The organism is Nocardia sp. CDC160, from assembly GCF_035818795.1.
In the GTDB taxonomy this organism is placed as follows: domain Bacteria; phylum Actinomycetota; class Actinomycetes; order Mycobacteriales; family Mycobacteriaceae; genus Nocardia.
The window spans coordinates 899,899-923,192 of record NZ_JAYKYT010000002.1; the positions used below are offsets into that span (position 1 = coordinate 899,899).

Here is a 23,294-nt window from a genome sequence, read left to right on the forward strand (position 1 = left end):
CATGGGGAACCTGCGCGAACAGATCATCGCCGAATTGGGCGTCCAGCCGACCATCGAACCGAAACTCGAAGTGCGGCGGCGCATCGACTTCCTCAAGGACTATCTGCGCTCCACGCCCGCGAAGGGTTTCGTGCTCGGCATCTCCGGCGGCCAGGACTCCACCCTCACCGGCCGCCTGTGCCAGCTGGCCGCCGAGGAGTTGCGCGCCGAGGGCCACGACGCCACCTTCGTGGCCGTGCGACTGCCCTACGGCGTGCAGTTCGACGAGGAGGACGCGCAGATCGCACTGCGCTTCATCCAGCCGGATCGGTCGGTCGTGGTGAACGTCAAGCCCAGCGCCGACGCCGCGGCGGGCGAGGCCGCCACCGGCATTCTCGAGCTGCACGAGGAGCCGCGGCTGCGAGACTTCGTGCGCGGCAATATCAAAGCCCGCGAGCGCATGGTGCTCCAGTACGCCATCGCCGGACAGCTCAACCACCTGGTGGTCGGCACCGACCACGCCGCCGAGGCGGTCACCGGCTTCTTCACCAAGTTCGGTGACGGCGGCGTGGACATCACCCCGCTGACCGGTCTGACCAAGCGCCAGGGCGCGGCGCTGCTGCAGGAGCTCGGCGCTCCCCCGAGCGTGTGGCAGAAGGTACCCACCGCCGACCTCGAGGACGACCGCCCCTCCCTGCCCGACGAGGAAGCCTTGGGCCTGAAGTACTCCCAGATCGACGACTACCTCGAGGGCAAGCCCGTCACTCCCGAGGTCGCCGAGCGCATCGAGACCATCTTCCACAACACCCGCCACAAGCGCACGGTCCCCGTGACCCCGCTCGACACCTGGTGGCGCTGACACCGGTGAACTTCGACGGCGACAACGGATGGGACAGTTCGGCCACCCTGGTGGATGACCGCTGGGTGGAGCGACGCCCACGGCGGCCGGAGGTCGAGGCGCAGTTGCGGCGGGAGACCCGGTTGCTGCCGTGGCTCGCGCCGCGTCTTCCGCTGGCCGTGCCGGTTCCGGAGCTGATCTCCGAAGCACCGTTCGTGGTCCGGCACGCGGTGGTTCGCGGCGAGCCGATCGACAGCTACACGGCGGAGAACGGGAAAGCGCTCGGACGCTTCCTGCGCGCACTGCACGCCACTGCGCCGGGCGAGGCCATGGAGCTCGGCCTCCCGGCCGATACCCACCCTCGTCGTGAACGGGCCTGGGCCGACACCCGTTGCCGCCGCGAAGTCCTTCCGCTGCTTCCGGATTCGCTGGTCGGGCCCGCGACCACCCTGCTCGACCGGATCCTGGCCGCGCCCGCCGACACCGTGGTCCACGCCGATCTCGGTCCCGAACACGTGCTGGCCGAGGCCGGACGGATCAGCGGCATCATCGATTTCGGCGACGCCCACCTCGGTGACCCCGCGATCGATTTCGCCTGGGCGCTGTTCGACACCTCGCCCGAATTCGCCGACGCGGCCGCCGAAACCTACGGCGTCACACCGGAACTGCGCGCCCGCGCCCGGGACTGGCATCTGCTCGGCCCCTGGTACGAGGTGCTGCGCGGATACGACACCGACGATCCCGCCATGCGCGACGACGGCCGCACCGGCGTGATCGAGCGGCTGCGTCAGTTCTTGCGCTGATCCGGGTCCTCGATGAGGCGGCGGTGCAGTTCGGCCGTCATGGCGTGGATGGCGCGGGTGAGTTCGGTGTTGGTCTTGAGTTCGAGTTCCTGTTCCTGGAAGTCGTGATCGGCCTTGGCCTGTTGGAAATCCGCCTGGCGGTTCTGGCCGATCATGACGAAGGTGGACAGGAAGATCGCTTCGAGAGAGACCGCCAGCGTGAGGGTCGGCCAGGGACTCTTCTCGAAGAAGATCATCCACGCCGCGAAGCCGACGGCGTGGATGTAGACGAAGTTCATCGAGCCCGCGAACTTGGTGATCCAGTCCGCCACTCGGAGTTGAATGTTGGCGGCGCGATCGGCTCGAATTTGGGCGAAGGCCGGATGCGGCTGGGGTTTGGGGGCTTGCGTCACCGGCGAATGCTAGCGCCCACCAGTGACATTCGGGGTTAACCGCCCGCGAAGGGCGGCAGCACGTCGACCCGCGGGGACAGCGGCGCGGTCGCGTCGCGGGTGAGCTCGTCACCGATGAGGTAGGCGCAGACCTTGAGCATCGGGTCGAGCTTGGGCCCGTAGGTGGCCGACAGGGTGGTGCGCAGGTCGCCGACGGTGGCCCCGGACGGCAGGTCCAGGGTCTCCTTCTCCTTGCCGACCGCGTCGGCTATCGCGGCGAAATAGCGAACCTCAACCACCGATGGCTCCCATCGTTCGTTCGGGCGGGACGAATCCGGCCATGTCGATGCCGTGGCCGGGCGACTTGTTCCACATGGCGCCGCGCCACAGCTGGGCGATCTCGGCGTCGGTCGCGCCGGAGCGCAGCGCGCCGCGAATGTCGTACTCCTGATCGCTGAACAGGCAGGAGCGAATTCGGCCGTCGGCGGTCAGGCGGGTGCGGTCGCAGTCGCCGCAGAACTTGCGGGTCACCGAGGCGATGATGCCGACGGTGGCCGGGCCGCCGTTCACCTGCCAGCGTTCGGCGGGGGCGGAGGGATCCTCGCGGCCGACCTCGGTGAGGCTGAACCGACTGCCCAGCACGTCCAGGAGTTCCGCGGCGGTGATCATGTTGGCGCGCGCCCACTCGTGGTCGGCGTCGAGCGGCATCTCCTCGATGAAGCGCAGTTCCGCGCCTTCGTCGAGACACCATTGCAGCAGATCGGCTGCGCCGTCGAGGGTTTCGCGCATGAGCACGGCGTTCACCTTGAGCGGGGTGAGCCCGGCCGCGATGGCGGCGCGAATTCCGGCGAGCACCGAATCCAGGCGGTCGCGGCGGGTCAGGCGGTGGAAGCCGTCGCGGTCCACGGTGTCGAGCGAGACATTGATGCGGCCCAGCCCGGCCTCGGCGAGCTTGCGCGCCCGATGCTCGAGCCCGACGCCATTGCTGGTCATGGCCAGCGGCGTGTCCGGCAGCGCCGCATGGCAACCGGCGATGATCTGCTCGAGATCGCGGCGCATGAGCGGCTCGCCGCCGGTGAACCGCACCTCGTGGACGCCGAGCTCGTGCACCGCGAGCACGACCAGGCGAACGATCTCCTCGGTGGAGAGCAGCTCCTCGGCCGGGATGGCGGGCAGCCCTTCCTCGGGCATGCAATACGTGCAGCGCAGCGAGCATTTCTCGGTAATGGACACCCGCAGATCCCGCGCGACCCGACCGAAGCGGTCCAGCAGATACGGCGTGTCCGGGCGTCCGTCCATCGCGGGCCGCCCGGTACGCACAGCGGGCATGCCCATCGCGACCACGGTCATTCGACCATTATTGCCGTGTTGGCAAGTGTTCGTAGATTCGCACGAGCCGAGTCGGCGCAACGCCCGGTCACGCCTCGGAGGATTCACCCGCGTATAGGCTCACCAGCATGAGTTCCCGGCACGCGCTCGCCCCGGCCCGACCCGTCGAAGACCACCGTCGACGCATCGAGGATGCGCTGCGCCCGCTGGCCGGTCGGAGCGCGGAGACGGTCCCGATGGATCGGGCGCTGGGCCGGGTCCTCGCCGAGGATGTGTACTCCCCCCTGGACCTGCCGGTATTCCGGAATTCGGCCATGGACGGGTACGCGGTGGCCGCCGAATCGGTGGCCATCGTCCCGGCCACGCTGCCGCTGATCGGGGTGGTGGCCGCGGGCAATACCGAGCAGGTGACGCTGCCGCCGGGTGCCGCGGTCAAGGTGATGACCGGCGCGCCGGTGCCGCCGGGCGCGGATTGCGTGGTTCCGGTGGAGCACACCAGCTCCGACGGCGTCACTGTGACGATCAAAACCAGCCGTGCCGCAGGCGATTTCGTGCGCGAGCCCGGCACCGACGTGCGCACCGGCGACCTGCTGGCCGCCGCGGGCACACCGCTGCGCCCCCGGCACATCGCGGCGCTGGCCGCGGTCGGACTGGGCGAGGTGCGGGTGCTGCGCCGGGTGCGGGCGGCGGTGCTGACCACCGGTGACGAATTGCGGCCCGCCGGTTCGATCCTGCTGCCCGGCCAGATCTTCAACTCCAATGGCACCGCGCTGGCTGCGGCCCTGGAAGACAATGGCGTCGAGGTCGTGTCGGTGGCGCATTCCACCGACGAGCACGACGAATTCCGCGCCCGGCTCGCCGAGGCGGTCGCGCGGGCCGATGTGGTGTTCACCTCCGGCGGGGTCTCGATGGGCGACTTCGAGGTCGTCAAGGAGGTCCTCGCGGCCCAGGGCGGCGAATTCGGTGCGGTGGCAATGCAACCCGGCGGCCCGCAGGGACTCAGCACGGTCGACGGCGTGCCGGTGCTGAGCTTCCCCGGCAATCCGGTGAGCACCATGGTCTCCTTCGAGGTCTTCGCCCGCCCGATCCTGCGCGAGCTGGCCGGACTGCCCGCACTGCCGATTTCCGAACTGCCGCTGCTGGATTCGGTGCGCTCCCCCGCCGGGAAGCGCCAGTTCCTGCGCGGCAAGCTGGTCGAGGGCGGGGTGGCGCTGGCCACCGGCCAGGGCTCGCATCTGATCGTCTCGATGGCGCAGGCCGAGGTGCTCATCGAGATTCCGGCCGCCGTCACCGAGGTGGCCGCGGGCACGATCGTGGAGGTCCGGCCGCTGTGAATCCGCGCATCCGCACTGTGCCAAGGTGGTCGCTATGAGTGAGTTGTCGCATGTCGACCGGGAAGGTCGCGCCCGGATGGTCGATGTGAGCGCGAAGGCCGATACGGCGCGCATCGCGGTCGCAGCGGGCGAGCTGCGGACGACCGCCGAGGTGATCGCACTGGTCCGGGCCGACGATATGCCCAAGGCCGATGTGTTCAGCACCGCGCGCATCGCCGGAATCAATGGCGCGAAGAAGACTTCGGAGCTGATTCCGCTGTGCCATCAGCTGGCGCTGTCCTCGGTGAACGTGTCGTTCGGATTCACCGAGGACACCATCACCATCGAGGCGACCGCCAAGACCAAGGGGCCGACCGGGGTCGAGATGGAGGCGCTGACGGCCGTGGCGGTCGCGGGGCTGACACTGCACGACATGGTGAAGGCGGTGGACCCGGCGGCGACGCTCAACGGGGTGCGGCTGATCACCAAAGAGGGTGGCAAGCACGGACATTGGGTGCGGCCCGAGGCGCGGCAGCACGCCGGACATCACCACGAGAAGCACGAAAAGCACGAGAAGCCCACTGCCGCACCGGCTTCGCTGGCGGGCGAGGGCCGCACGGCCGCCGTGGTCGTGGCCTCGACCGGTGTCGCGGCGGGCACCCGCACCGACACCACCGGACCCGTGCTCGCCAAATGGCTTGCCGAACAGGGTTTCTCGGTGCGCGGACCGCTCGTCTTCGCCGACGCCGATATCGCCTTCGGCCTCTCGGAGGCGCTGTCGAGCGAGCCCGATCTGATCATCACCACCGGCGGCACCGGGGCCTCCCCCACCGACGCCACCCCGGAAGCGACCCTGGCCCTGATCGATCGGGAACTGCCGGGCGTGGCCGACGCCATCCGGCAGGCCGGGACCGCGAAATTCCCCCTGGCCGCGTTGAGCCGGGGCGTGGCTGGCCTGGTCGGGCGGACCGTGATCGTCAATCTGCCCGGTTCGCCGGGCGGGGTGAAGGACGGCGTGGCCGTGCTGACCCCGATTCTCGAACATCTGCTGGCCCAGGTGGCCGGAGGAGGCAACCATGAGTGAGCTGCTGCTGGCCCGCATCAGCGAACAGCCCCTCGATCCGGCCGAGGTGGAGAAGGCCGTGAGCGGTCCGGAGCACGGCGGCGTCGTGGTCTTCACCGGCAAGGTCCGCGATCACGATGGCGGGCAATCGGTTTCGGCGCTGGAATACTCCGCTCACCCGCAGGCCGAACAGTTCCTGCGCAAGGTCTGCGCGGAAGTCGCGGAGTCCTCCGGTCTGCCGGTGGCGGCCGTGCACCGCATCGGCTCGCTGACCATCGGCGATCTGGCGATCGTGGTGGCGGTGGCCGCCCCGCATCGCGCCGAGGCCTTCACCACCTGCGCCGAACTCGTCGACCGCATCAAGCACGAGGTCCCGATCTGGAAACGCCAGATGTTCGCCGACGGCCTCTCGGAGTGGGTCAACGCCTGCGGGTGAGAGCGAAGTAAGTTCGGGGCATGCATTGGGATCAGATGACGGCCACGCCCGGGGCGCTGCGGACCGCGGCGGCACGGCTGCGGCGCGGTGTGGGGCAGTTGGAGATTCTGGCGACCATCATCGAGGCGGCGGAGGGTCCGTGGCTGGGCGCCATGGATTCCGACGGGCGGGGAACCGCCGAGCTGCGCATGCATTTGGCGGGCAAGTACCGCTTCACCGCGGTCGTGACCAGCATGGGCAAGCTGACCATGGCGGAAATGCTGTCGCCGGGACGGGGCAAGCGGTCGCACCTGGTGCTGTCCACCAAGGCCGCGCAGCGCAAGGGTTTCGACGATCCCAAGGACGTGCCCAAGCCGCAGGAGTGGCTGGATTACGTGGTCGGCTGGGTCAAATACGCGAGTGCCGAGGTGAGTCGGCGCGATGTCGTGGAGTGGCAGTTGAAGGGGGCCGACCAACGGCTGGCCGCCATGAACGACAGTGTCGAGACCATGCGGGCCGCGCTGGTCGAGCGCGAGCAGATGCGCGATGAGCTGGCCGCCGAGGTGGCCGAGTTGCGGGCCGAGCTCGAGGCCGAATCAGCTCTCGCCGACAAGCGCGTCGTCGGCGAGAGCGTCGAAGTCGGAGACCGTGTCGTCGTCGGCGACGTAGCGCCAGACGGGGAGCAGGGCGTGGTCGTCGAGGGGGATGTCGTCGCGGTGGACGGTGGCGTGCAGCCGGTCGAGGACAGCATCCCGGTCGAGGCCGGAGCCGATGAGGACCAGATTGCTGACCCGGGGCTCGTGGCGGCCCCAGCGGGTGGGCTCGATGCCGATGTGACGGCCGACCATGTGCAGCACGAACTTTCGCGGATCGTCGGGGACGGCGAACGCGAGCACGCCCTTGGCGCGGAACAGCCCGGCGGGCGGGTCCTCCAGTAGCGCGATCAGTTCGCGCGGATTGAGGTCCGTCTCGGAGGTGAAGGACACGCTGTCGTAGGCGTCGTGCAGGTGCCGATGGTCGTGGCAGTCGTCGTGCTCATGGTCGTGCTCGTCGTGCAGTAGCTCGTCGAAGCTGAGTTGTTCACCCACCCGGGGCTCGTGGGCCTCCCGGGTCGGCACGTCGAACAGCAGGCCGGGATCGACGTGGCCGTGGCTGGTCGGATACACCGGGACCTGGCCGACCAGGTCGGTGAGCTCGGCGCGAAGTCCTTCCAGCGCCTCGGGTTCGACGCGATCGGACTTGTTGAGCACCACCAGATCGGCCATGCGCAGATGCGTCGCGAGTTCGGGATGCCGCTCCCGGCTCTCGCGGAAATGCTCGGCGTCGACGACTTCGACCAGCCCGCCGTATCGAATGCGCGGATTGTCGCTGTTCACCACCATGCGAATCAGATTGCGCGGCTCGGCCAACCCGCTGGCCTCCACCACGATGACGTCGATCTTCTGCTTGGGATGGGCCAGCCGATCGAACAGCTCGTCCAGTTCGCTGACGTCCACCGCGCAGCACACGCACCCGTTGCCCAGCGACACCATGGCATCCACCTGCCCGGCCACCAGCATGGCGTCGATATTGACCGCCCCGAAGTCGTTGACCACCACCCCGATCCGCAGATCGCGGGTGCGCAGCAGGCGGTTGAGCAGCGTCGTCTTCCCGGCACCGAGGAATCCGGCCACGATCAGAACTGGAATGCGCGGACTCACGGCGACCACCCTACCGAGCCGCGCCCGGGCGGCCCGCCACCGGTGTGAGGCTGCCGCAGCACGGACGAAACCGGCTGGAAATACCCGGGATCTAGCCTGACCGACTATTCGGACGACCACGGGAGGTGCGCCGTGCGGGTGCGGGATCTACTCGAGGCGCCGCAGTTGCGCATGCGATTGCTGCACGGGGACGCGGGCGAACTGGACCGACCGGTCGCCCGGGTTTGCGCGACGGACATGCCCGACCCGCGACCATTCGTCACCGCGGGCGCGCTGGTCTGCACCGGCCTGGTGTGGCGCAAGGACGCCGGGGACTCCGATCGCTATGTCGGCCTGCTGGCCGGGGCCCGGGTGGCGGGCGTGGTGGCCGGGCAGGCGCTGCACGGGCACGTCCCCGAGGATGTGGTGCTCGCCTGCGAGCGCCACGGGCTGCCGCTGCTGTCCGCGCCGCAGAGCGTGCCATTCAGCCGGATCATCGAGTACCTGGCCGAGCAGGCCGCCGAGGTGCGCTGGCGGCGGGTGCAGTCCCGCGCCGACCGGCAGCGCAAGCTGCTCGCCGCGGTCGCCGCCGGGGCCGATATCGAGACCCTGGTCATGGATTTCGCGGCCGAACAACAGGTTTCGGCGTGGCTGCTGACCTCCACCGGCACGGTGATCGCCGGAACTGACGACCTGGCGCGGGAGGACATCGACGCCATCGTATCGACCGCCCTGACCGCCCCGCGGCTCCCGGCCGTCACCACCGGTGCGATGCGCGTGATCCAGGTCGGGGCGGGCGATCGAATCACCGCCTGGTACCTGGTGATTCGCCCCTCGGCCCCCGACCTCGACCCCTACGGCACGGATCTGGCCGCCGTCGCGGAGCTGTACCGCCAACGCCGCGCCGACCGGCAGCACCTGGATTGGGAACTGGCCGACCGTTTCCCGGTGCCGTTCGCCGAGCAACCCGGCGCGGCGGGGGTCGCGCTGGTCTGTGAAATCCACGCCGCCGAGCCGGATGTGCGGATTGCCGACTCGGACCCCGATGCCGCACAACGGGTTTCGGAGACGACCGGGCTGATGGCCGTGCGCACCGCCTTGCATGACGCCCTGCCGGAACTCGTCACCTCCATCGATCGGGAAGGCAGGCTCGTCGGCGTGACGGGCGGGACCCAGGAGGGGGTGGCCGCCCTGGTGCGAGAGCGGGTCGGACGAATCGCGCCCGCGCTCAGGGAGATTCGGCTGGCCATCGGGATCGGCGCGCGGCAGCCGGAGGAAACCGTGGCCGGGGCCATTGCCGCGGCCGCGGCCGCCTCGACCGCGGCGCGGGACGACCTCGCCCCGGTCAGTCTGCGGGTGGCCGATATCGATTCGGCGGTCGGCCTGCTCACCGCGGTACCCGGCGGATTGCAGCGGCGCTTCGCCGAACGCGTGCTCGGACCCGTGCTGGAGTACGACCGGCGGCACGGGGCGGGGCTGGTGGAGACGCTAGGGGTGTTTCTCGGGTGCGAGGGTTCGTGGCGGCAGGCGGCGGATCGAATGCATCTGCACCTCAATACCGTTCGCTATCGCATCGGGCGGGTCGAGGAGTTGACCGGGCGCGACCTCGGTCGGCTCGATGACCGACTGGACCTGTATCTGGCGGTGCGGACGCTGTTCGGTCAGACCGCACCGGTGTAGGGGTCCCAGGCGATTCCGGCTTCGGGCGCGCCCTCGCGCAGGACGCTGGCCTGGATCAGGCCGTAGGGGCGGTCGTCGGCGTGGAAGACCTCACCCTTGTTCGGGACGCCGAAACGCTCTGTGTCGTAGGCGAAGTGATGCTTGTTGGGTGCGGAGAGCCGGATCTCGGCCAGGCAGGGGTAGGCCTCGAGCGCGGCCTTGCCCATGTCGAACAGGGTCTGCTGCAAGGCTTTCGAGTGCAGCGTCGCGAAGGTCTCGACCAGGGCGGCGCGAATGCCGTGATAGGCGGCGTCCCAGTCGTCGGGCGGGGTGGCGAAGCGCCAGCGGGCGATGAGGCTGGTGGCCAGGATGCGGTCGTAGGCCGGTTCGAGCACCGTGAACGGGTCGGTCAGGAAACCCGCGAATTCGGAACCGGTGGACTTGAGGATTACCAGATCCTTGACCCCGCCGATCACCCATTCGCGGCGGTCCGCGTCGGAACCGGCGACCGTGATCGCCGCGATCCGCACCTCCGGCCCGATCCGGGTCCAGGTGTGGTCGTGCTCGACCCCCGCCACCGAAACCCGTTGCCACGCATACTCTTCGATCTCGATACGGGCCGAATCCACCGGCGCGATATCGTCCACGAAATGCCGGGCCAGGGCCAGCCCGTACTCCTCGATGCTCCCGCCGCCGTGACTCTTGGCGTAGGTGTAGATGGTCTGCTTCTGCGAATCCGTCGGCAGCACCGCGCCCTGATCGCCGGTCGTGTGCGCCTCGTCGAATGCGCCACGCAGGCATGAGGAGACGTTCAGGTCTCTGATCTCGTGCCGGGGTGTGTCGCGGTAGATGCGCACCACCCGGTTCTCGGCCTTCCCGTACTGGTGCGGGCCGAGGACGATTCGGCCGGTGGATTCGGTCATGCGCACACTCTCGCGCACGAACCCGGTGGCGCAGGCTGGTTCCGGAGACAAAACGCCGGGCGGAGTCCCGGCGGCCTTTGGGCGAAGTGACAAAACCGCGCGCCACGGCGGCTGTCTAGGGTGACCCCATGACCTCGCTTCATCCCGTCGACACCCGGCTGCCCTGGCATCGGCTGCTGGTGTTCGGCATCCAGCACGTGCTGATCATGTACACCGGATGTGTCACGGTGCCTTTGGTATTCGGCGCGGCCGCGGGGCTCGACAAGACCACCGTCGCCCTGCTCATCAGCGCCGACCTGCTGGTGGCGGGCATTATCACCATGGTGCAGAGCCTCGGGTTGGGGCGGTTCGCGGGCGCGCGGCTGCCGATCATCACCGGTGCGACCTTCGTGGCCATGAGCCCGATGATCCTGATCACCAAGGACTATGGGATTCAGGCGATGTACGGCTCCCTGCTGTTGGGCGGCGTGCTCGGCATCGCGCTGGCGTGGCCGTTCGCCGCGCTGGTGCGGTTCTTCCCGCCGCTGGTGAGCGGAACCGTGCTGACCGTGGTCGGCATCTCGCTGATCGGGGTGGCGGGCGGCCTGGTCGTCGGCAGCGACCCCAAGGCCGCCAGCTTCGCCGCGCCCTCGCGGATCGCGCTGGCCGCGGCCGTGCTGGTCGTCGCGCTGGTGTGCACGGTGCTCGGGCGCGGAATCTGGTCGCAACTGGGCGTGCTGATCGCACTCATCGTGGGCATCCTCATCGCCATCCCCATGGGTCTGGTCAGCCTCGACGGGGTGTCGAAGGCGGCCTGGCTCGGCGCACCCCACCCCTTCCATTTCGGCGCACCGCATTTCCCGGTCACCGCCGTGGTGGCCATGACCATCGCCATGGCCGTCATCTTCGCCGAATCCACCGCCAGCATGCTGGCCATCGGCGAGATCACCGGAAAGCCGCTGACCCGAGCCGATCTGGCGCGCGGCCTCGTCGGTGACGGGCTCTCCGCGGTGCTGGCCGGTGTCCTGAACTCGTTCGTGGACACCATCTTCAACCAGAATGTCGGCGCGCTCGCCAACACCCGCGTCTACAGCCGCTACGTGACGGCGGTTAGCGGCGCGATCCTGGTGGTGCTGGGCCTGATTCCGCGTTTCGGGGCACTGGTCGCCGCGGTCCCCCAGCCCGTGATCGGCGGCGTCGGCCTGGTGCTGTTCGCCACCATCGCGGTCATCGGCGTGGACACCCTGCGCAAGGCCGACCTCTCGGATCGGGTGAACCTCGCCATGATCGCCGTCTCGATCGGCGTCGGCCTGCTGCCGGTGCTGACCAAGGGCATGTTCGAGAAGTTCCCGTCGCAGGCGCAGATCCTGCTCAACAGCGGCATCAGCCTCGCGGCCGTCACGGCATTCACCTTGAACCTGATCTTCAACCACACCCGGCTCGGCGATATCGCCCGGGGCACAAGCACTCCCGCACCGACAGCGACACCCGCGCCGGTGCAGCCATGAAAGAATCGGCCCATGGCCGAACTGCCCGTACACCCGAACATCGAACTGGCGGTGCGGTACCACGAGGCCGTCGCGGCCGGAGCCACCGGCGACGACCTCGCCCGCTTCTTCCATCCCGACGCCGTCCACCGGGAACTGCCGAATGCCCTGCTGCCCAACGGGGCGACCCGGAGTCTGCCCGAGATCCTCGACGCGGCCGAACGCGGGCAGCGGGTCATCCGCGAGCAACGCTTCGATATTCACAATGCCGTCGCCACCGGTGACGAGGTGGCCCTCGAAGTGACCTGGACCGGGGTGCTCGCGATCCCGCTGGGCGCGCTCGCGGCGGGCGCGGAGCTGCGGGCCGAGATCGCCACCTTCCTCACCATTCGCGACGGTCTGATCCGCGCGCAGCGCAACTACGACTGCTACCTCACCAAGTTCTGACCTCTGCGAATGATTCGTTCCTTACGCCGCAGGTGATCGGTGCCTTACGCCTCGCGTGATCGGTGTCATAGCCTGGCGGCGTGCGAGTAGTGGTGGCGAATCGTGGTGAGGTCGCGGTCCGGGTGATCCGGACGGCGCGGGAGCTCGGATACCGGACCGCGGTGGTGCACACCGCGGAGGACTACGGGAGCCTGGCCGTGCGGCTCGCGGACGAGGCGTACGTGACGCCCGGCAGCGGCGCGGCAGGCTATCTCGACATCCCGGCGGTGGTCGCGGCCGCCGCGGCCTGCGGGCCGGGGGCGCTCGTGCACCCGGGCTACGGGTTCCTCAGTGAGAGCGCCGAATTCGCGACGGCCTGCGCGGCGGCGGGACTGACCTTCGTCGGGCCGTCCCCGGAGGCGCTGCGGGTGTTCGGGGACAAGGTCGCCGCGCGCGAGGCGGCCGAACGGGCCGGGGCGACGGTCCTGCCCGCCACCGCATCCGGCATCTCCGCCGACGCGGTCGCGGCCTTCCTCGCCGATCACCCGAACGGGGTGATGGTCAAGGCCGCGGCGGGTGGCGGCGGCCGCGGCATGCGCACGGTTCTCGACGCCGCCCAGGTGGCCGAGGTCGTCGAACGCTGCCGGGCCGAGGCCCTGGCCGGATTCGGCGACGACAGCCTCTACGCGGAGGCGCTCGTGACCCGGGCCCGCCACATCGAGGTGCAGGTGGTGGCCGACGGGCTCGCGGCGGTGGCGGTCGGTGATCGCGATTGCAGTGTGCAGCGTCGGCGGCAGAAGCTGATCGAGATCGCGCCCGCCCCGAATCTGCCCGCGGGCGTGCGGGATCGGGTGCAGCGGGAGGCGGTGCGGATCGCCGAGGCCGTCGGCTGCCGCGGCGTCATCACCGTGGAATTCCTGGTGGACGGCACGGATGTCTGGTTCCTGGAAGTGAATCCGCGACTCCAGGTCGAGCACACCGTGACCGAGGCGGTGACCGGCGTGGATCTGGTCGCGCTGCAACTGGAGCTGGCGCGGGGCGCGACACTGGCCGAACTGGAACTGCCGAAACAGGAGCCGCGCGGCTACGCCGTGCAGGCGCGGGTGAACGCGGAGCACTTGGCGGCGGACGGCTCGGTGCTGCCGAGCACCGGGGTGATCGCCCGATTCGACGCCCCGACCGGCCCGGGCGTGCGAGTCGACACCGCCGCCCAGGTGGGCATGCGGCAGGGTGTCGGCTTCGATTCGCTGCTCGCCAAGGTCATTGCCGCCGCGCCGACGTATCGTGCCGCGCTGCAACGGTGTTCGGATGCGCTGGCCGAGACGGTGATCCGCGGCGTGGACACCAACCTGCACCTGCTGCGCGCCGCGCTCGCCGAGCTGAGCGGCGGCGAACCGGTCACCACCGCGTGGTTCGAGCAGAACCTCGACGAATTGCGTTCGCGGGCGGAGTCTTTCGAGGACCCGACCGCGCCGGAGCCGACCGAGCGGGCCACCGCGACCGCCCTCGAGCTCTCCGAAGGCGAACAGGCCCTGCGCTCCCCGATGGGTGCCACGGTCGTCGCGCTCGCCGAGCCGGGCAGCGTGCTCGCGGCGGGCGCGGAGGTCGCGGTGCTGGAAGCCATGAAGATGCAGCACGTGGTGCGCGCGACCGAACCGCTGCGGGTACTGCGCCACGCCGTCACGCCCGGTGATGTCGTCGATCCGCATGCCGTGCTGGTGACCTGGGCGGCGGCCGACCACGACGGTCCGGCGACGGAATCGACCGTGGTGGACCTGGATTCGATCCGTCCCGACCTGGCCGAGGTGCTGGACCGCCACGAGACCACCCTGGACGCCCGGCGCGCGTCCGCGGTCGCCAAGCGGCACCGGCTCGGGCGACGCACGGCGCGCGAGAACATCACCGATCTCGTCGATGCCGACAGCTTCGTCGAATACGGCGCCCTGGCCGTGGCCGCGCAGCGCAGTCGGCGCAGTCTCGAGGACCTGATCGCGAACACCCCCGCCGACGGTCTCATCGCCGGGGTCGCCACCATCAATGCCGACCGCTTCGGCCCGGACCGCTCGCGCGCCCTCGTCATGTCCTACGACTACACGGTGCTGGCGGGCACCCAGGGCATGCGCAATCACGCCAAGACCGACCGCATGCTGGAACTGGCTCGCGAACAACGACTTCCGGTGGTTTTCTTCACCGAGGGCGGCGGCGGACGGCCCGGCGACACCGACCACGGCGGCATCTCCGGACTCGACGTCACCACCTTCCGGGCCATGGGCGCGCTCGCGGGGAAGGTGCCGCTGATCGGCATTGCCTCCGGCCGCTGCTTCGCCGGAAACGCCGCACTGCTGGGCATGTGCGATGTCGTGATCGCCACGCCCGATGCGAATATCGGTATGGGCGGACCGGCCATGATCGAGGGCGGCGGGCTCGGGGTGTACGCGCCCGAGGACATCGGGCCCGTCGACGTGCAGCGGCGCAACGGGGTGATCCATGTGGTCGCCGCCGACGAGGCCGAAGCCGTGTCGGTCGCCCGACGGTACCTGTCGTACTTCCAAGGGGCCGTGGATGATTGGGAGGCCCCCGACCCGAGGCTGGCACGCCATGTCGTTCCGGAGAATCGCCTGCGGGCCTTCGAGATTCGCGACGCCATCGAGTCCATCGTGGATCTCGGCTCGTTCCTGGAACTGCGCCGCGACTGGGGCGTGGGCATCGTCACCGCGCTGGTGCGCGTGGAGGGCCGCCCGTTCGGGCTCATCGCCAATGACTGCCACCATCTGGGCGGCGCGATCGACGCACCGGCCGCCGACAAGCTCTCGGCCTTCCTCCAGCTGTGCGGCGCGCACAGCCTGCCCATCGTATCCCTCTGCGACACACCGGGTTTCATGGTCGGACCGGACGCCGAGAAGGACGCGACCGTCACCAAGTTCAGCCGCCTGTTCATCGACTCCGCCGCCCTCGACGTCCCCTTCGGCACCGTCATCCTGCGCAAGGGCTACGGCCTGGGCGCACAGGCCATGGCCGCGGGCTCCTTCCGCGCACCCCGCTTCGTCATCGCCTGGCCCACCGGCGAAATCGGCGGCATGGGCCTGGAAGGCGCGGTCCGCCTGGGCTTCGCCAAGGAACTGGCCGCCCTCGAAGACCCCCTCCAACGCCAAGCCGCCTTCGACGCCCTCGTCAAGGCCGCCTACGACGCGGGCAAAGCCCTCACCGCCGCAACGGTTCTCGAACTCGACGACGTCATCGACCCCGCCGACACGCGCCGCTGGATTCGCACCCTGTGAGTCACGTCGATGCGCGCAGGCGGCGGTAGAGCGCGTAGGCCAGGGTGATTGCCGCTACTCCCCCGAGGGATCCCCCGGCGCTCACGTAGCGGCGACGCCGTGCGCCGCGCACTCGGGCCTGCAGGCGTTCCTCGGTGAGGTCGGCGTAGCGGCCGGGGAGGAAGGTGTCGAAGTATTCGGAGATGAAGTTGTCGGTGCGGCGCACGGGCAGACCCATATCGCGCATGAGGTCGTCGATGTGGTGGGCCAGGTAGGGACCGAGGTAGTAGCCCTCCGGGCGGGCGGGCATGACCTCACTGAGCCATTGGCCGACACGCGTTATCTCGCCGTGCATGTCGTCGGCGGTGGGCAGGTCCAGCTCGCCGAGGAAATGCTGAGACAGCCAGTGCGCCGAGACCTCCGCGCTGAGCTGGCAGGCGTCGGAGGACCCGTAGCCGATGAAGCCGAGGCGAGGCAGGGTCGGCGGCAGAATATGGCGGTACAGCCGAAAGCGGCCCTCGACCCGAACGGTCTTCTCCAGGTCCGGCGCGAGGAATTCCAGTTCCTGCCGCCAGCCGGTGGCGAAGACCACCACGTCGGCCTCGAGGCGCTGACCACCGACGAGCTCGACCGTCCTGCCGCCGGGAAACGCGGCAATACTGTCGCGCCGCAAGGCGATTCGCCCGCGCCGGGCCATGCGGAAGAACTCGTCGCCGACACCGAGGTTCTCGATCCCGGCGGGCAGCGGCGCGTCGGGCGTCATGATCTTCGGCGACCGCAGCAGCAGGCGCATGACGGCCGAGACCACGCGCCAATACCTTTCGGTGAGTTTCTTCCCCGGCCCGTGGAGGAACCGCTCGATCCGGCTCTGCCGGTGATACCGAAAGAACGACTCGGCGAAGCGATTCAGAATCGTCCGATCCGACGGCGTCCCGCCCGGCAGGAACCGCGGCAGCATGGGATGCGCCTTGCGGAACACCAGCGTGGTCTCCCGCGCGTGCTCCCCCGCCCACGCCGCGCAGTCCAGCGCCGACTTCCCGGCCCCGACCACGATCACCCGACGCCCCGCGACCAGCCCCGGATCGATGGCCTGGCTGGAATGCAGCAGCACGCCACCGAACTCGTTGCCGCCCTCGATATCCGGAACCTGCGGTGTGGAGAACACCCCCGCGCACACCACCACGAAATCGAAGCGCAGATCCTCGACGCCGTCCGGCCCGCACACCTTCAACTCGAAGCCGTCGGTCACCTCGGACACCCGAATCACCTCGGTGGACAGCCGCAGCATCGGGGCCAATCCGAACCGGTCCACGTACGAGGCGAGATACTCGCGCACCTGTCCGGCGGTCGGGAACACATCGGCCGACTCCGGATACGGATGGTCGGTGTAGGCGTAGGTGTCCCGGGAATTGTTGGTGCGCAACCCCGGATAGGTGCGCGCCTCGATCCACACACCGCCCGGGGCGTCCTCCTTGTCGAAGACGACGACCTCGAAACCGTCGTCCCGCAGCACCTTCGCGGTCACCAGTCCCGCGATGCCCGCGCCGATGACGCCGACGCGTCCGCCCGTGAAATTGTCCCTGCCGCCCGCACTCGTCACGTCCGATTATCCCCTCTGGACCTGCACGTTCCCGGCCTCACGCTACGGCAGCGCGGGGCCCGGCGTACACGGCTCGAGGCGACTCGCCAAATCGCGGTCGGTATGGGCGTGTCGTGATATCCGGTCGAATCGCTTGAACGGGACGAACTTACGAGACGGGCAGCTCCGGAATGCGGGTGGCGCGGGCGTAGACGGTCTCGCCCTCGGCCAGGTGCAGGGCCTCGGCGTCACCCCGGGTGACCTGCGCGGTGAACAGATCACCGGTCGCCGCGTTGCGCAGTTCCACCCGCACCTCGAAGCCAAGGTGCACCACCCGCTCCACCGTCGCCCGGGTGACGCCCGCGGACTGCGCGGTGCCCTCGTGCGCGGCCAGCGCCATGCTCGGATCCCGGCCGACGCGAATGTCGTGCGGGCGCACCAGGTGTCCGTTGAGCTTGGCCACCGCGCCCAGGAAGGACATGACGAATTCATTGGCGGGCCGGTCGTACACGTCCTCCGGGCTGCCGACCTGCTCGATGCGGCCCTTGTTCATGACCGCGATGCGGTCGGCCACATCCAGGGCCTCCTCCTGGTCGTGGGTGACCAGCACGGTGGTGACGTGCACCTCCTCGTGCAGCCGACGCAGCCAAGTGCGCAGGTCCGCACGGACTTTCGCGTCCAGCGCGCCGAACGGCTCGTCCAGCAGCAGCACCTGCGGATCCACGGCCAGCGCGCGGGCCAGGGCCATGCGCTGACGCTGGCCGCCCGAGAGCTGCGCGGGATACCGGTGCTGGAAGCCGTCCAGGCCGACGATCTCGAGCAGGTCGTCGACCTTCTTCTTGATCTCGCCCTTGGGCCGCTTGCGGATCTTGAGCCCGAAGGCCACATTGTCGCGCACGGTCATGTGCTTGAACGCGGCGTAATGCTGGAACACGAAACCGATATCGCGTTTCTGCGGCGACACATTGGTGACGTCCTTGCCCGCGATGGTGACCACACCGGTGTCGAGGGTCTCGAGTCCCGCGATCGAGCGCAGCAACGTCGACTTGCCCGAACCGGACGGGCCCAGCAGCGCGGTCAGCTCGCCCGACGGGATGTCGATGCTGACGTTGTTCAGGGCGGCGAAGGTGCCGTAGCGCTTGTTCGCATTGGTCACGGTGATCATTTGGCAGTGCCCCGCTTGCGTTCTAGAAGGGTCATGAGCAGAAGAACAACGAGGGCGATGCCCATGAGCAGGGTCGCCGCGCAGTACGCGCCGAAGGTGTTGTGATCGTTGACGTATCGCCCGTTCACCAGCAGCGTGAGCGTCTGCGACTTGCCGGGCAGACCGGTGGACACCATGATCACCGCGCCGAATTCGCCCAGCGCGCGGGCCACGGTCAACACGATGCCGTAGGTCAGGCCCCAGCGGATCGCCGGAAGCGTGATGCGCCAGAACGTCTGCCAGCCCGACGCGCCCAGGGTGGCCGCGGCCTGCTCCTGATCGTCGCCGATCTCGTGCAGCACCGGTTCGACCTCGCGCACCACGAACGGCAGCGTCACGAAGATGGTGGCGATCACCATGCCCGGCAGATTGAAGATGATCTTCAGACCGTGGTGGTCCAGGCCGCCGAACCAGCCGTTCGCGCCCCACAGCAGGATCAGCGAAACACCTACCACCACCGGCGAAGTCGCCATGGGCAGATCCACCACGGCCTGCAGCAGATTGCGGCCCGGGAACTTCCCGCGCACCAGCGCGATCGCGATGATCACACCGAAGATCACGTTCACCGGCACCGTGATGGCCACGATGGTCAGCGTCAGATTGAACGCCGAGATCGCCGCGGGCGTGGAGATCGAATCGAAGAACGCGCCGAGACCGCGTTCGAAGGTGCGCCACAGGATGATGCCCAGCGGCACCAGCAACAGGATGAACAGGTACGCCAGCGCCACCGTGCGCAGCGAGATCCTGGTCCAGACACCGAGTTTCATCTACGCCTCCCGCTCCCGGCGCGCCAGGCGGTCGGAGGCAACGCGCAGCACGAACAGGGTGACCAGCGAAATCGCCAGCAGCGCCACGGAAACCGCGGCCGCGTTCACCGGCCGGTCCACCTCGATCTGCTGCTGGATGTACTGCGAGGCCATCTGCGTCTTCTTCGGGATGCCACCGCCGATCAGCACCACCGACCCGTACTCGCCGATGGCGCGCGCGAACGCCAGACCCGAACCGCTCACAATGGCGGGGGCCAGCGTCGGCAGGATGATGGTCCGGAACGTGGTCCAGTTGTCCGCGCCCAGCGACGCGGCGGCCTGCTCCACATCCTTGTCGGCCTCGATGAGCACCGGCTGCACCGAGCGCACCACGAACGGCAGCGTCACGAACGCCAGCGCCACCACCAGACCGGGCTGGGTGGCATTGAGGTGAATGTCGAACGGCGACTGCGGACCGTACAGCGCCAACAGCACGATGCTGGCCACGATGGTGGGCAGGGCGAAGGGCAGGTCGATGAGCCCGTTCACGAAACCCTTGCCCGGGAACTCGTCTCGCACCAGCACCCAGGCGATGAGGGTGCCCATCACCACGTTGATCACCGTCACGACGATCGACACCAGGACGGTCACCTTCAGCGCGTCCAGCGCGCCGGGCGCGGTGATCGCGTCCCAGAAGCCGGACCAGCCGTTCTCGAAGGACTTGGCGGTCAGCGCGGCCAGCGGCAGCAGCACGATGATGCTGAGCCACAGCACAGAGGTGCCGATGCCGAGCGGACCCACCGACCCGCTGACCCGCAGCCAGGACCCGAGGCGGCCTCGACCCGCCGAGGAGGGCGGGTTGTCGTCTACCGAAGCGCCGGGACCAAGATCGGTCCCGGCGCTCGATTCGCTGTCACTCACGGTTTCGAGTATCGCTTGTGTCGCAGGTCACCCGACTACTTGGTGGCCTTGTCGTAGATCTGCGCCACCGAACCGGTGTTCGGGGTGAACAGCTCCTTGTCCACGGCCTTCCAGCCACCCAGATCGTCGATGGTGTACAGCTTCTGCGGGGTCGGGAAGTCCTTGGCGTGATCGGCGCGCACCTGCGGGTCGACCGGGCGGAACCCGGCCTGGGCGAACGCCTGCTGGGCGTCCTTGGTGTAGAGGAAGTCGCGGAAAGCGGTGGCGTTCTTCAGGTTCTTGGCGTTCTTGAGCACCGCGACCGGGTTGTCGATGCGGAAGGTGGTGTCGGGCACGAAGTGCTCGATGGGATCACCCTTGGCCTCGGAGAAGATGGCCTCGTTCTCGTAGCTGATCAGCACGTCGCCGGTGCCCTGCAGGAAGGCGTCGGTGGCCTCGCGGCCCGACTTCGGCTGCACGTGCACGTGGCCCAGCAGCTGGGTCAGGTAGTCCAGACCGGCCTGCGGGTTCTTGCCGCCCTCGCTCTTGGCGGCGTAGGGGGCCAGCAGGTTCCACTTGGCCGAACCCGAGGAGAACGGGTTGGGGGTGACCACCTCGACGCCCGGCTTGAGCAGGTCGTCCCAGGTCTTGATGCCCTTCGGGTTGCCCTTGCGGACCGCGATGGCCACCACCGAACCGAACGGGACGCCCTTGTTGGCGTCGGCGTTCCAGCTCGGGTCGATCTGACCGGAGTCCACCAGGCGGGTGATGTCGGGCTCGACGGAGAAGCTCACGACGTCGGCCTCCGCGCCGTCCTTCACCTTGCGGGACTGATCGCCCGACGGGCCGTAGGACGCCTGGAACTGGGTGCCCTTGCCCGCGTCGGTGTTGTTGAAGACCGGGATCACCTTGTCGTAGGCGGCCTTCGCCACCGAGTAGGCGTAGAGATTGATATTGCCGCCGCCGGAGGCCGCCGGGCCGCTGTCCTTGGTGTCGCTGGCGCCACCGCTGCAGGCGGTGAGCACGGTGGCGGCGACCGCGGTCAGGGCGACGGCGAAGCTAGATCGGCGAGACAGGCGGATATTGCGGGACATCGGCGTGGACCTTTCGAGCGATCCGCCGGAGGGGGGACATCGTCCGGCGGAAGTGACGTGACTGTCGTAGACCCGCCGCGACTGTTCTCCGCGACGGTGGCGCTCGGCCCGAGGGCCGCCGGGGGGACGAACACGAACTGCGAAAAGAATGCGCGCCAAGTCTACTCAGACGTGCAGCAGTGCCCGATCGGCCATCAACGACAGTGGATGTCGGCGACCGCGAGGCAGCCCACAGCGATCAACGCCAATTCATGGCGGACCCGGGGCAGAACACTCGACGACACGCGGCGACTTTAGCAGAGCGGCACGTCAGGCGGCGAATCCCGGCCGAGGTTGGAATCACCTCGAGCACAAGCCTCGCGAGAACCTGCGAGACGCCCGCGCGAGAACCCGGCAGACTGTAGCGAGCGGCCCGCCGCCGCGCCGCCGCACCGAAACCTACGGGGGAAATCCATGACCACACCCGCTCGCATCCGCCGGGAGTTCCCCGGCATCTCCACCCGCGCCTGGGAGCATCCGGCCGACCGCACCGCGCTGGTCGGGCTGCGACAACTGAGCGGATTCGACACCCTGCTGCGCACGCTGTCGGGACTGCTGCAGGAGCGGCAGCACCGGCTCATGTATCTGGCGACCGCGGTCCGGGTCGACGAGCGGCAGTTCAAGAACATTCATCAGCTGCGCGAGGACGCGGTCAAGATCCTGGACGCGCCGCGCTCGCCGGAGATGTTCGTGCTGCAGCACCCGAGCGCCAATTCCTTCACCATCGGCATGGACCGGCCCTTCATCGTGCTCACCACCGGGCTGCTGGATCTGCTTGATCCCGAGGAGCTGCGGTTCGTGGTCGGTCACGAACTCGGGCACGCGCTGTCCGGGCACGCGGTGTACCGGACCATGCTCATGCACCTGATGCGGCTGGCGGCCAATATCGGCTGGATGCCGGTGGGCGGCTGGGCATTACGCGCCATCGTGGCGGCGCTGATGGAGTGGAGCCGCAAGTCCGAACTCTCCGGCGACCGCGCGGGACTGCTCGTCGGACAGGACGTCGAGGCCTCGGTCCGGGTGCACATGAAGCTGGCGGGCGGGTCGCGGGTGGACCAGATGAGCCATGCCGCCTTCCTCGAGCAGGCCGACGCCTACGACCGCGCGGGCGACCTGCGCGACGGCGTCCTCAAGTTGCTCAACCTGGAGCTGCAGACCCACCCGTTCTCGGTGCTGCGGGCCGCGGAACTGCGGCGCTGGATCGCCAGCGGCGACTACGACCGCATGCTCGACGGCCAGTACCCGCGCCGGGAGCAGGACAAGGAAGCCCGCCTCAGCGAGGAGATCAAACACGCGGCGCGGGCGTACCGGGAGAATTTCGAGCAGTCCGAGGACCCCCTGATCCGCACCGTGCGCAACCTGGGCCGCGATTTCGGCGAGACGGTCGGCACGGTGGGTCAGGAAGTCAGCGAAACACTCTCGAAGCTCGGCAAGCGAATCCGAGGATCGGACGATTAGTCCTCGGCGTCGATGACCGGCGGGGTTTCGAAGATGTCGAGGAGCCACTCTTCGGTGGCGCTCTCGGCATCTTCCTCGTCGGGGCGGATGCGGTTGCTGAGCTTGACGCCCAGGCCGAGCAGCTGAGCGGCCTTCACCATCTCGATGGCCTCTTCCGGGCCGCAGTAGTGGGTGGCGATCAGACGGGGCTCGTCGTCGAAGTCCTCTTCGGACAACAGGGTCTCCACTTCCAGGCCTTCATCGGTTGTTGACATGGGTCTGCACAGTACGCGGAGAATTCGCCGCGGCGGTACCGAAACCGATTCAGCGAGTGAACAACCAGGCGACGACTACGAGAACAAGAAGTGCGATCAGGGCAAGCTGGACACGAGAACGCGGCATCTCAGGCGGCTTCCTTCCGGATGCGACGCGGCTGCGCGGCGGCGGGCACGGTGGCCTCGCGGGCGGCGATCCGATCGCGGCCCAGCGCGCGCAGCACCACCCGCAGCGTCCGATCCAGCACGTAGGCGATGGCCAGGCAGACCGGCACCATGGCGGCCAGCACCACGGCGAACTGGGGAATGAAGGGCAGGCCCGCTACCCACAGTTCGACGCTGTCCCACCAATTAGCAATCGCATGCACGAACCCAACCTACGCCGACGGACCGGTAGTGGACGATTCGGGCCGGTACGGCAGATCATGTTCGTATGGATTCGTACGACGAACCGGAATCTGCCGAGCGCCCGCTCGGCAGCGAACTCGGGGTCGATCCC

At 68.8% G+C, this 23,294-nt stretch carries 23 protein-coding genes; 10 read left to right on the top strand and 13 right to left on the bottom strand.

Going from position 1 to position 23,294, the window contains the following annotated elements:
• The first annotated feature begins 1 nt into the window (after position 1).
• Together nadE and VMT40_RS11665 are read left to right on the top strand one after the other, a co-directional pair.
• On the top strand, positions 2-838 hold the full coding sequence (gene nadE, locus VMT40_RS11660; protein ID WP_326357988.1) for an ammonia-dependent NAD(+) synthetase: 837 nt from the start codon (positions 2-4) through the stop codon (positions 836-838).
• Positions 829-1,620 (top strand): phosphotransferase, encoded by a 792-nt coding sequence (locus VMT40_RS11665; RefSeq protein WP_326357989.1) that lies wholly within the window; start codon positions 829-831, stop codon positions 1,618-1,620. Before nadE ends, VMT40_RS11665 begins: the two co-directional genes overlap by 10 nt.
• Here VMT40_RS11665 and VMT40_RS11670 read toward each other — a convergent pair.
• Genes VMT40_RS11670 through moaA form a run of 3 tightly spaced genes read right to left on the bottom strand, consistent with a single transcriptional unit; the run spans position 1,605 to position 3,341 of the window.
• Positions 1,605-2,012, bottom strand: coding sequence for a DUF1003 domain-containing protein (locus VMT40_RS11670; protein ID WP_326357990.1), 408 nt, complete (start codon positions 2,010-2,012; stop codon positions 1,605-1,607). The two genes, VMT40_RS11665 and VMT40_RS11670, sit on opposite strands and share 16 nt — an antisense overlap.
• A gap of 35 nt (positions 2,013-2,047) precedes the next feature.
• Positions 2,048-2,290: a MoaD/ThiS family protein gene (locus VMT40_RS11675; protein ID WP_326311881.1), complete on the bottom strand. Its 243-nt coding sequence runs from the start codon at positions 2,288-2,290 to the stop codon at positions 2,048-2,050.
• Positions 2,283-3,341, bottom strand: a complete 1,059-nt coding sequence (gene moaA / locus VMT40_RS11680) for a GTP 3',8-cyclase MoaA (RefSeq protein ID WP_326357991.1) — start codon at positions 3,339-3,341, stop codon at positions 2,283-2,285. The genes VMT40_RS11675 and moaA overlap by 8 nt, the downstream gene beginning before the upstream one ends.
• Positions 3,342-3,448: 107 nt before the next feature.
• Between moaA and VMT40_RS11685 the strand changes: the two genes are divergently transcribed.
• The 3 genes from VMT40_RS11685 to VMT40_RS11695 are packed head-to-tail and all read left to right on the top strand — an operon-like array spanning position 3,449 to position 6,132.
• Positions 3,449-4,654, top strand: a complete 1,206-nt coding sequence (locus tag VMT40_RS11685; RefSeq protein ID WP_326357992.1) for a molybdopterin molybdotransferase MoeA — start codon at positions 3,449-3,451, stop codon at positions 4,652-4,654.
• A 34-nt stretch (positions 4,655-4,688) separates the two neighbouring features.
• On the top strand, positions 4,689-5,717 hold the full coding sequence (moaCB, locus tag VMT40_RS11690; protein ID WP_326357993.1) for a bifunctional molybdenum cofactor biosynthesis protein MoaC/MoaB: 1,029 nt from the start codon (positions 4,689-4,691) through the stop codon (positions 5,715-5,717).
• Positions 5,710-6,132, top strand: a complete 423-nt coding sequence (locus tag VMT40_RS11695) for a molybdenum cofactor biosynthesis protein MoaE (protein WP_326357994.1) — start codon at positions 5,710-5,712, stop codon at positions 6,130-6,132. The genes moaCB and VMT40_RS11695 overlap by 8 nt, the downstream gene beginning before the upstream one ends.
• Positions 6,133-6,707: 575 nt before the next feature.
• On the opposite strand, the gene VMT40_RS11700 is transcribed toward VMT40_RS11695, so the two are convergent.
• Positions 6,708-7,811 (bottom strand): CobW family GTP-binding protein, encoded by a 1,104-nt coding sequence (locus VMT40_RS11700; RefSeq protein ID WP_326357995.1) that lies wholly within the window; start codon positions 7,809-7,811, stop codon positions 6,708-6,710.
• A gap of 138 nt (positions 7,812-7,949) precedes the next feature.
• On the opposite strand from VMT40_RS11700, the gene VMT40_RS11705 reads away from it, so the two are divergent.
• Positions 7,950-9,470, top strand: a complete 1,521-nt coding sequence (locus tag VMT40_RS11705; RefSeq protein ID WP_326357996.1) for a PucR family transcriptional regulator — start codon at positions 7,950-7,952, stop codon at positions 9,468-9,470.
• On the opposite strand, the gene pucL is transcribed toward VMT40_RS11705, so the two are convergent.
• Positions 9,452-10,372: a factor-independent urate hydroxylase gene (gene pucL, locus VMT40_RS11710; protein WP_326357997.1), complete on the bottom strand. Its 921-nt coding sequence runs from the start codon at positions 10,370-10,372 to the stop codon at positions 9,452-9,454. The genes VMT40_RS11705 and pucL overlap by 19 nt on opposite strands.
• A gap of 128 nt (positions 10,373-10,500) precedes the next feature.
• On the opposite strand from pucL, the gene VMT40_RS11715 reads away from it, so the two are divergent.
• The 3 genes from VMT40_RS11715 to VMT40_RS11725 all read left to right on the top strand — a co-directional run bounded on the left by VMT40_RS11715 (position 10,501) and on the right by VMT40_RS11725 (position 15,542).
• Positions 10,501-11,859 (top strand): uracil-xanthine permease family protein, encoded by a 1,359-nt coding sequence (locus tag VMT40_RS11715; protein ID WP_326357998.1) that lies wholly within the window; start codon positions 10,501-10,503, stop codon positions 11,857-11,859.
• A 12-nt stretch (positions 11,860-11,871) separates the two neighbouring features.
• The gene (locus VMT40_RS11720; RefSeq protein WP_326357999.1) at positions 11,872-12,285 is read left to right on the top strand and encodes a nuclear transport factor 2 family protein; all 414 of its coding nucleotides are present in this window, start codon (positions 11,872-11,874) and stop codon (positions 12,283-12,285) included.
• A gap of 80 nt (positions 12,286-12,365) precedes the next feature.
• Entirely contained in the window at positions 12,366-15,542 is a 3,177-nt protein-coding gene (locus VMT40_RS11725; RefSeq protein WP_326358000.1) for an acetyl-CoA carboxylase family protein, read from the top strand.
• A 1-nt stretch (position 15,543) separates the two neighbouring features.
• Here VMT40_RS11725 and VMT40_RS11730 read toward each other — a convergent pair whose 3' ends face one another.
• From VMT40_RS11730 to VMT40_RS11755, 6 genes are all read right to left on the bottom strand, one after another.
• Positions 15,544-17,121 (bottom strand): flavin-containing monooxygenase, encoded by a 1,578-nt coding sequence (locus VMT40_RS11730; protein WP_326358001.1) that lies wholly within the window; start codon positions 17,119-17,121, stop codon positions 15,544-15,546.
• Between the two features lie 148 nt (positions 17,122-17,269).
• Complete coding sequence (locus tag VMT40_RS11735) at positions 17,270-18,265, bottom strand: sulfate/molybdate ABC transporter ATP-binding protein (protein WP_326358002.1); 996 nt, start codon at positions 18,263-18,265, stop codon at positions 17,270-17,272.
• Positions 18,262-19,071: a sulfate ABC transporter permease subunit CysW gene (cysW, locus tag VMT40_RS11740; RefSeq protein WP_326358003.1), complete on the bottom strand. Its 810-nt coding sequence runs from the start codon at positions 19,069-19,071 to the stop codon at positions 18,262-18,264. Before cysW ends, VMT40_RS11735 begins: the two co-directional genes overlap by 4 nt.
• Positions 19,072-19,869 carry a sulfate ABC transporter permease subunit CysT gene (gene cysT / locus VMT40_RS11745; protein ID WP_326358588.1) on the bottom strand — a complete coding sequence of 266 codons (798 nt, stop codon included), beginning with the start codon at positions 19,867-19,869 and terminating at the stop codon, positions 19,072-19,074.
• Positions 19,870-20,006: 137 nt separating this feature from the next.
• On the bottom strand, positions 20,007-21,044 hold the full coding sequence (locus VMT40_RS11750; protein ID WP_326358004.1) for a sulfate ABC transporter substrate-binding protein: 1,038 nt from the start codon (positions 21,042-21,044) through the stop codon (positions 20,007-20,009).
• A 194-nt stretch (positions 21,045-21,238) separates the two neighbouring features.
• Positions 21,239-21,328 carry an Ms4533A family Cys-rich leader peptide gene (locus VMT40_RS11755; RefSeq protein ID WP_310736047.1) on the bottom strand — a complete coding sequence of 30 codons (90 nt, stop codon included), beginning with the start codon at positions 21,326-21,328 and terminating at the stop codon, positions 21,239-21,241.
• 169 nt (positions 21,329-21,497) lie between these two features.
• Here VMT40_RS11755 and VMT40_RS11760 point away from each other — a divergent pair, with 169 nt between their 5' ends.
• Positions 21,498-22,541 (top strand): M48 family metallopeptidase, encoded by a 1,044-nt coding sequence (locus VMT40_RS11760; RefSeq protein WP_326358005.1) that lies wholly within the window; start codon positions 21,498-21,500, stop codon positions 22,539-22,541.
• On the opposite strand, the gene VMT40_RS11765 is transcribed toward VMT40_RS11760, so the two are convergent.
• Both VMT40_RS11765 and VMT40_RS11770 read right to left on the bottom strand, forming a co-directional pair.
• Positions 22,538-22,795, bottom strand: coding sequence for a hypothetical protein (locus VMT40_RS11765; protein WP_326358006.1), 258 nt, complete (start codon positions 22,793-22,795; stop codon positions 22,538-22,540). The two genes, VMT40_RS11760 and VMT40_RS11765, sit on opposite strands and share 4 nt — an antisense overlap.
• 128 nt (positions 22,796-22,923) lie before the next feature.
• The gene (locus tag VMT40_RS11770; RefSeq protein ID WP_326358007.1) at positions 22,924-23,163 is read right to left on the bottom strand and encodes a hypothetical protein; all 240 of its coding nucleotides are present in this window, start codon (positions 23,161-23,163) and stop codon (positions 22,924-22,926) included.
• Positions 23,164-23,294 lie beyond the last annotated feature (131 nt).

Coding starts and splice junctions, on each gene's coding strand:
- VMT40_RS11765 (WP_326358006.1), bottom strand. CDS start 22,795: ATGTCAACAACCGATGAAGGCCTGGAAGTGGAGACCCTGTTGTCCGAA.
- VMT40_RS11720 (WP_326357999.1), top strand. CDS start 11,872: ATGGCCGAACTGCCCGTACACCCGAACATCGAACTGGCGGTGCGGTAC.
- moaA (WP_326357991.1), bottom strand. CDS start 3,341: ATGACCGTGGTCGCGATGGGCATGCCCGCTGTGCGTACCGGGCGGCCC.
- VMT40_RS11685 (WP_326357992.1), top strand. CDS start 3,449: ATGAGTTCCCGGCACGCGCTCGCCCCGGCCCGACCCGTCGAAGACCAC.
- nadE (WP_326357988.1), top strand. CDS start 2: ATGGGGAACCTGCGCGAACAGATCATCGCCGAATTGGGCGTCCAGCCG.
- VMT40_RS11735 (WP_326358002.1), bottom strand. CDS start 18,265: ATGATCACCGTGACCAATGCGAACAAGCGCTACGGCACCTTCGCCGCC.
- pucL (WP_326357997.1), bottom strand. CDS start 10,372: ATGACCGAATCCACCGGCCGAATCGTCCTCGGCCCGCACCAGTACGGG.
- VMT40_RS11715 (WP_326357998.1), top strand. CDS start 10,501: ATGACCTCGCTTCATCCCGTCGACACCCGGCTGCCCTGGCATCGGCTG.
- VMT40_RS11760 (WP_326358005.1), top strand. CDS start 21,498: ATGACCACACCCGCTCGCATCCGCCGGGAGTTCCCCGGCATCTCCACC.
- cysW (WP_326358003.1), bottom strand. CDS start 19,071: ATGAAACTCGGTGTCTGGACCAGGATCTCGCTGCGCACGGTGGCGCTG.
- moaCB (WP_326357993.1), top strand. CDS start 4,689: ATGAGTGAGTTGTCGCATGTCGACCGGGAAGGTCGCGCCCGGATGGTC.
- VMT40_RS11695 (WP_326357994.1), top strand. CDS start 5,710: ATGAGTGAGCTGCTGCTGGCCCGCATCAGCGAACAGCCCCTCGATCCG.
- VMT40_RS11750 (WP_326358004.1), bottom strand. CDS start 21,044: ATGTCCCGCAATATCCGCCTGTCTCGCCGATCTAGCTTCGCCGTCGCC.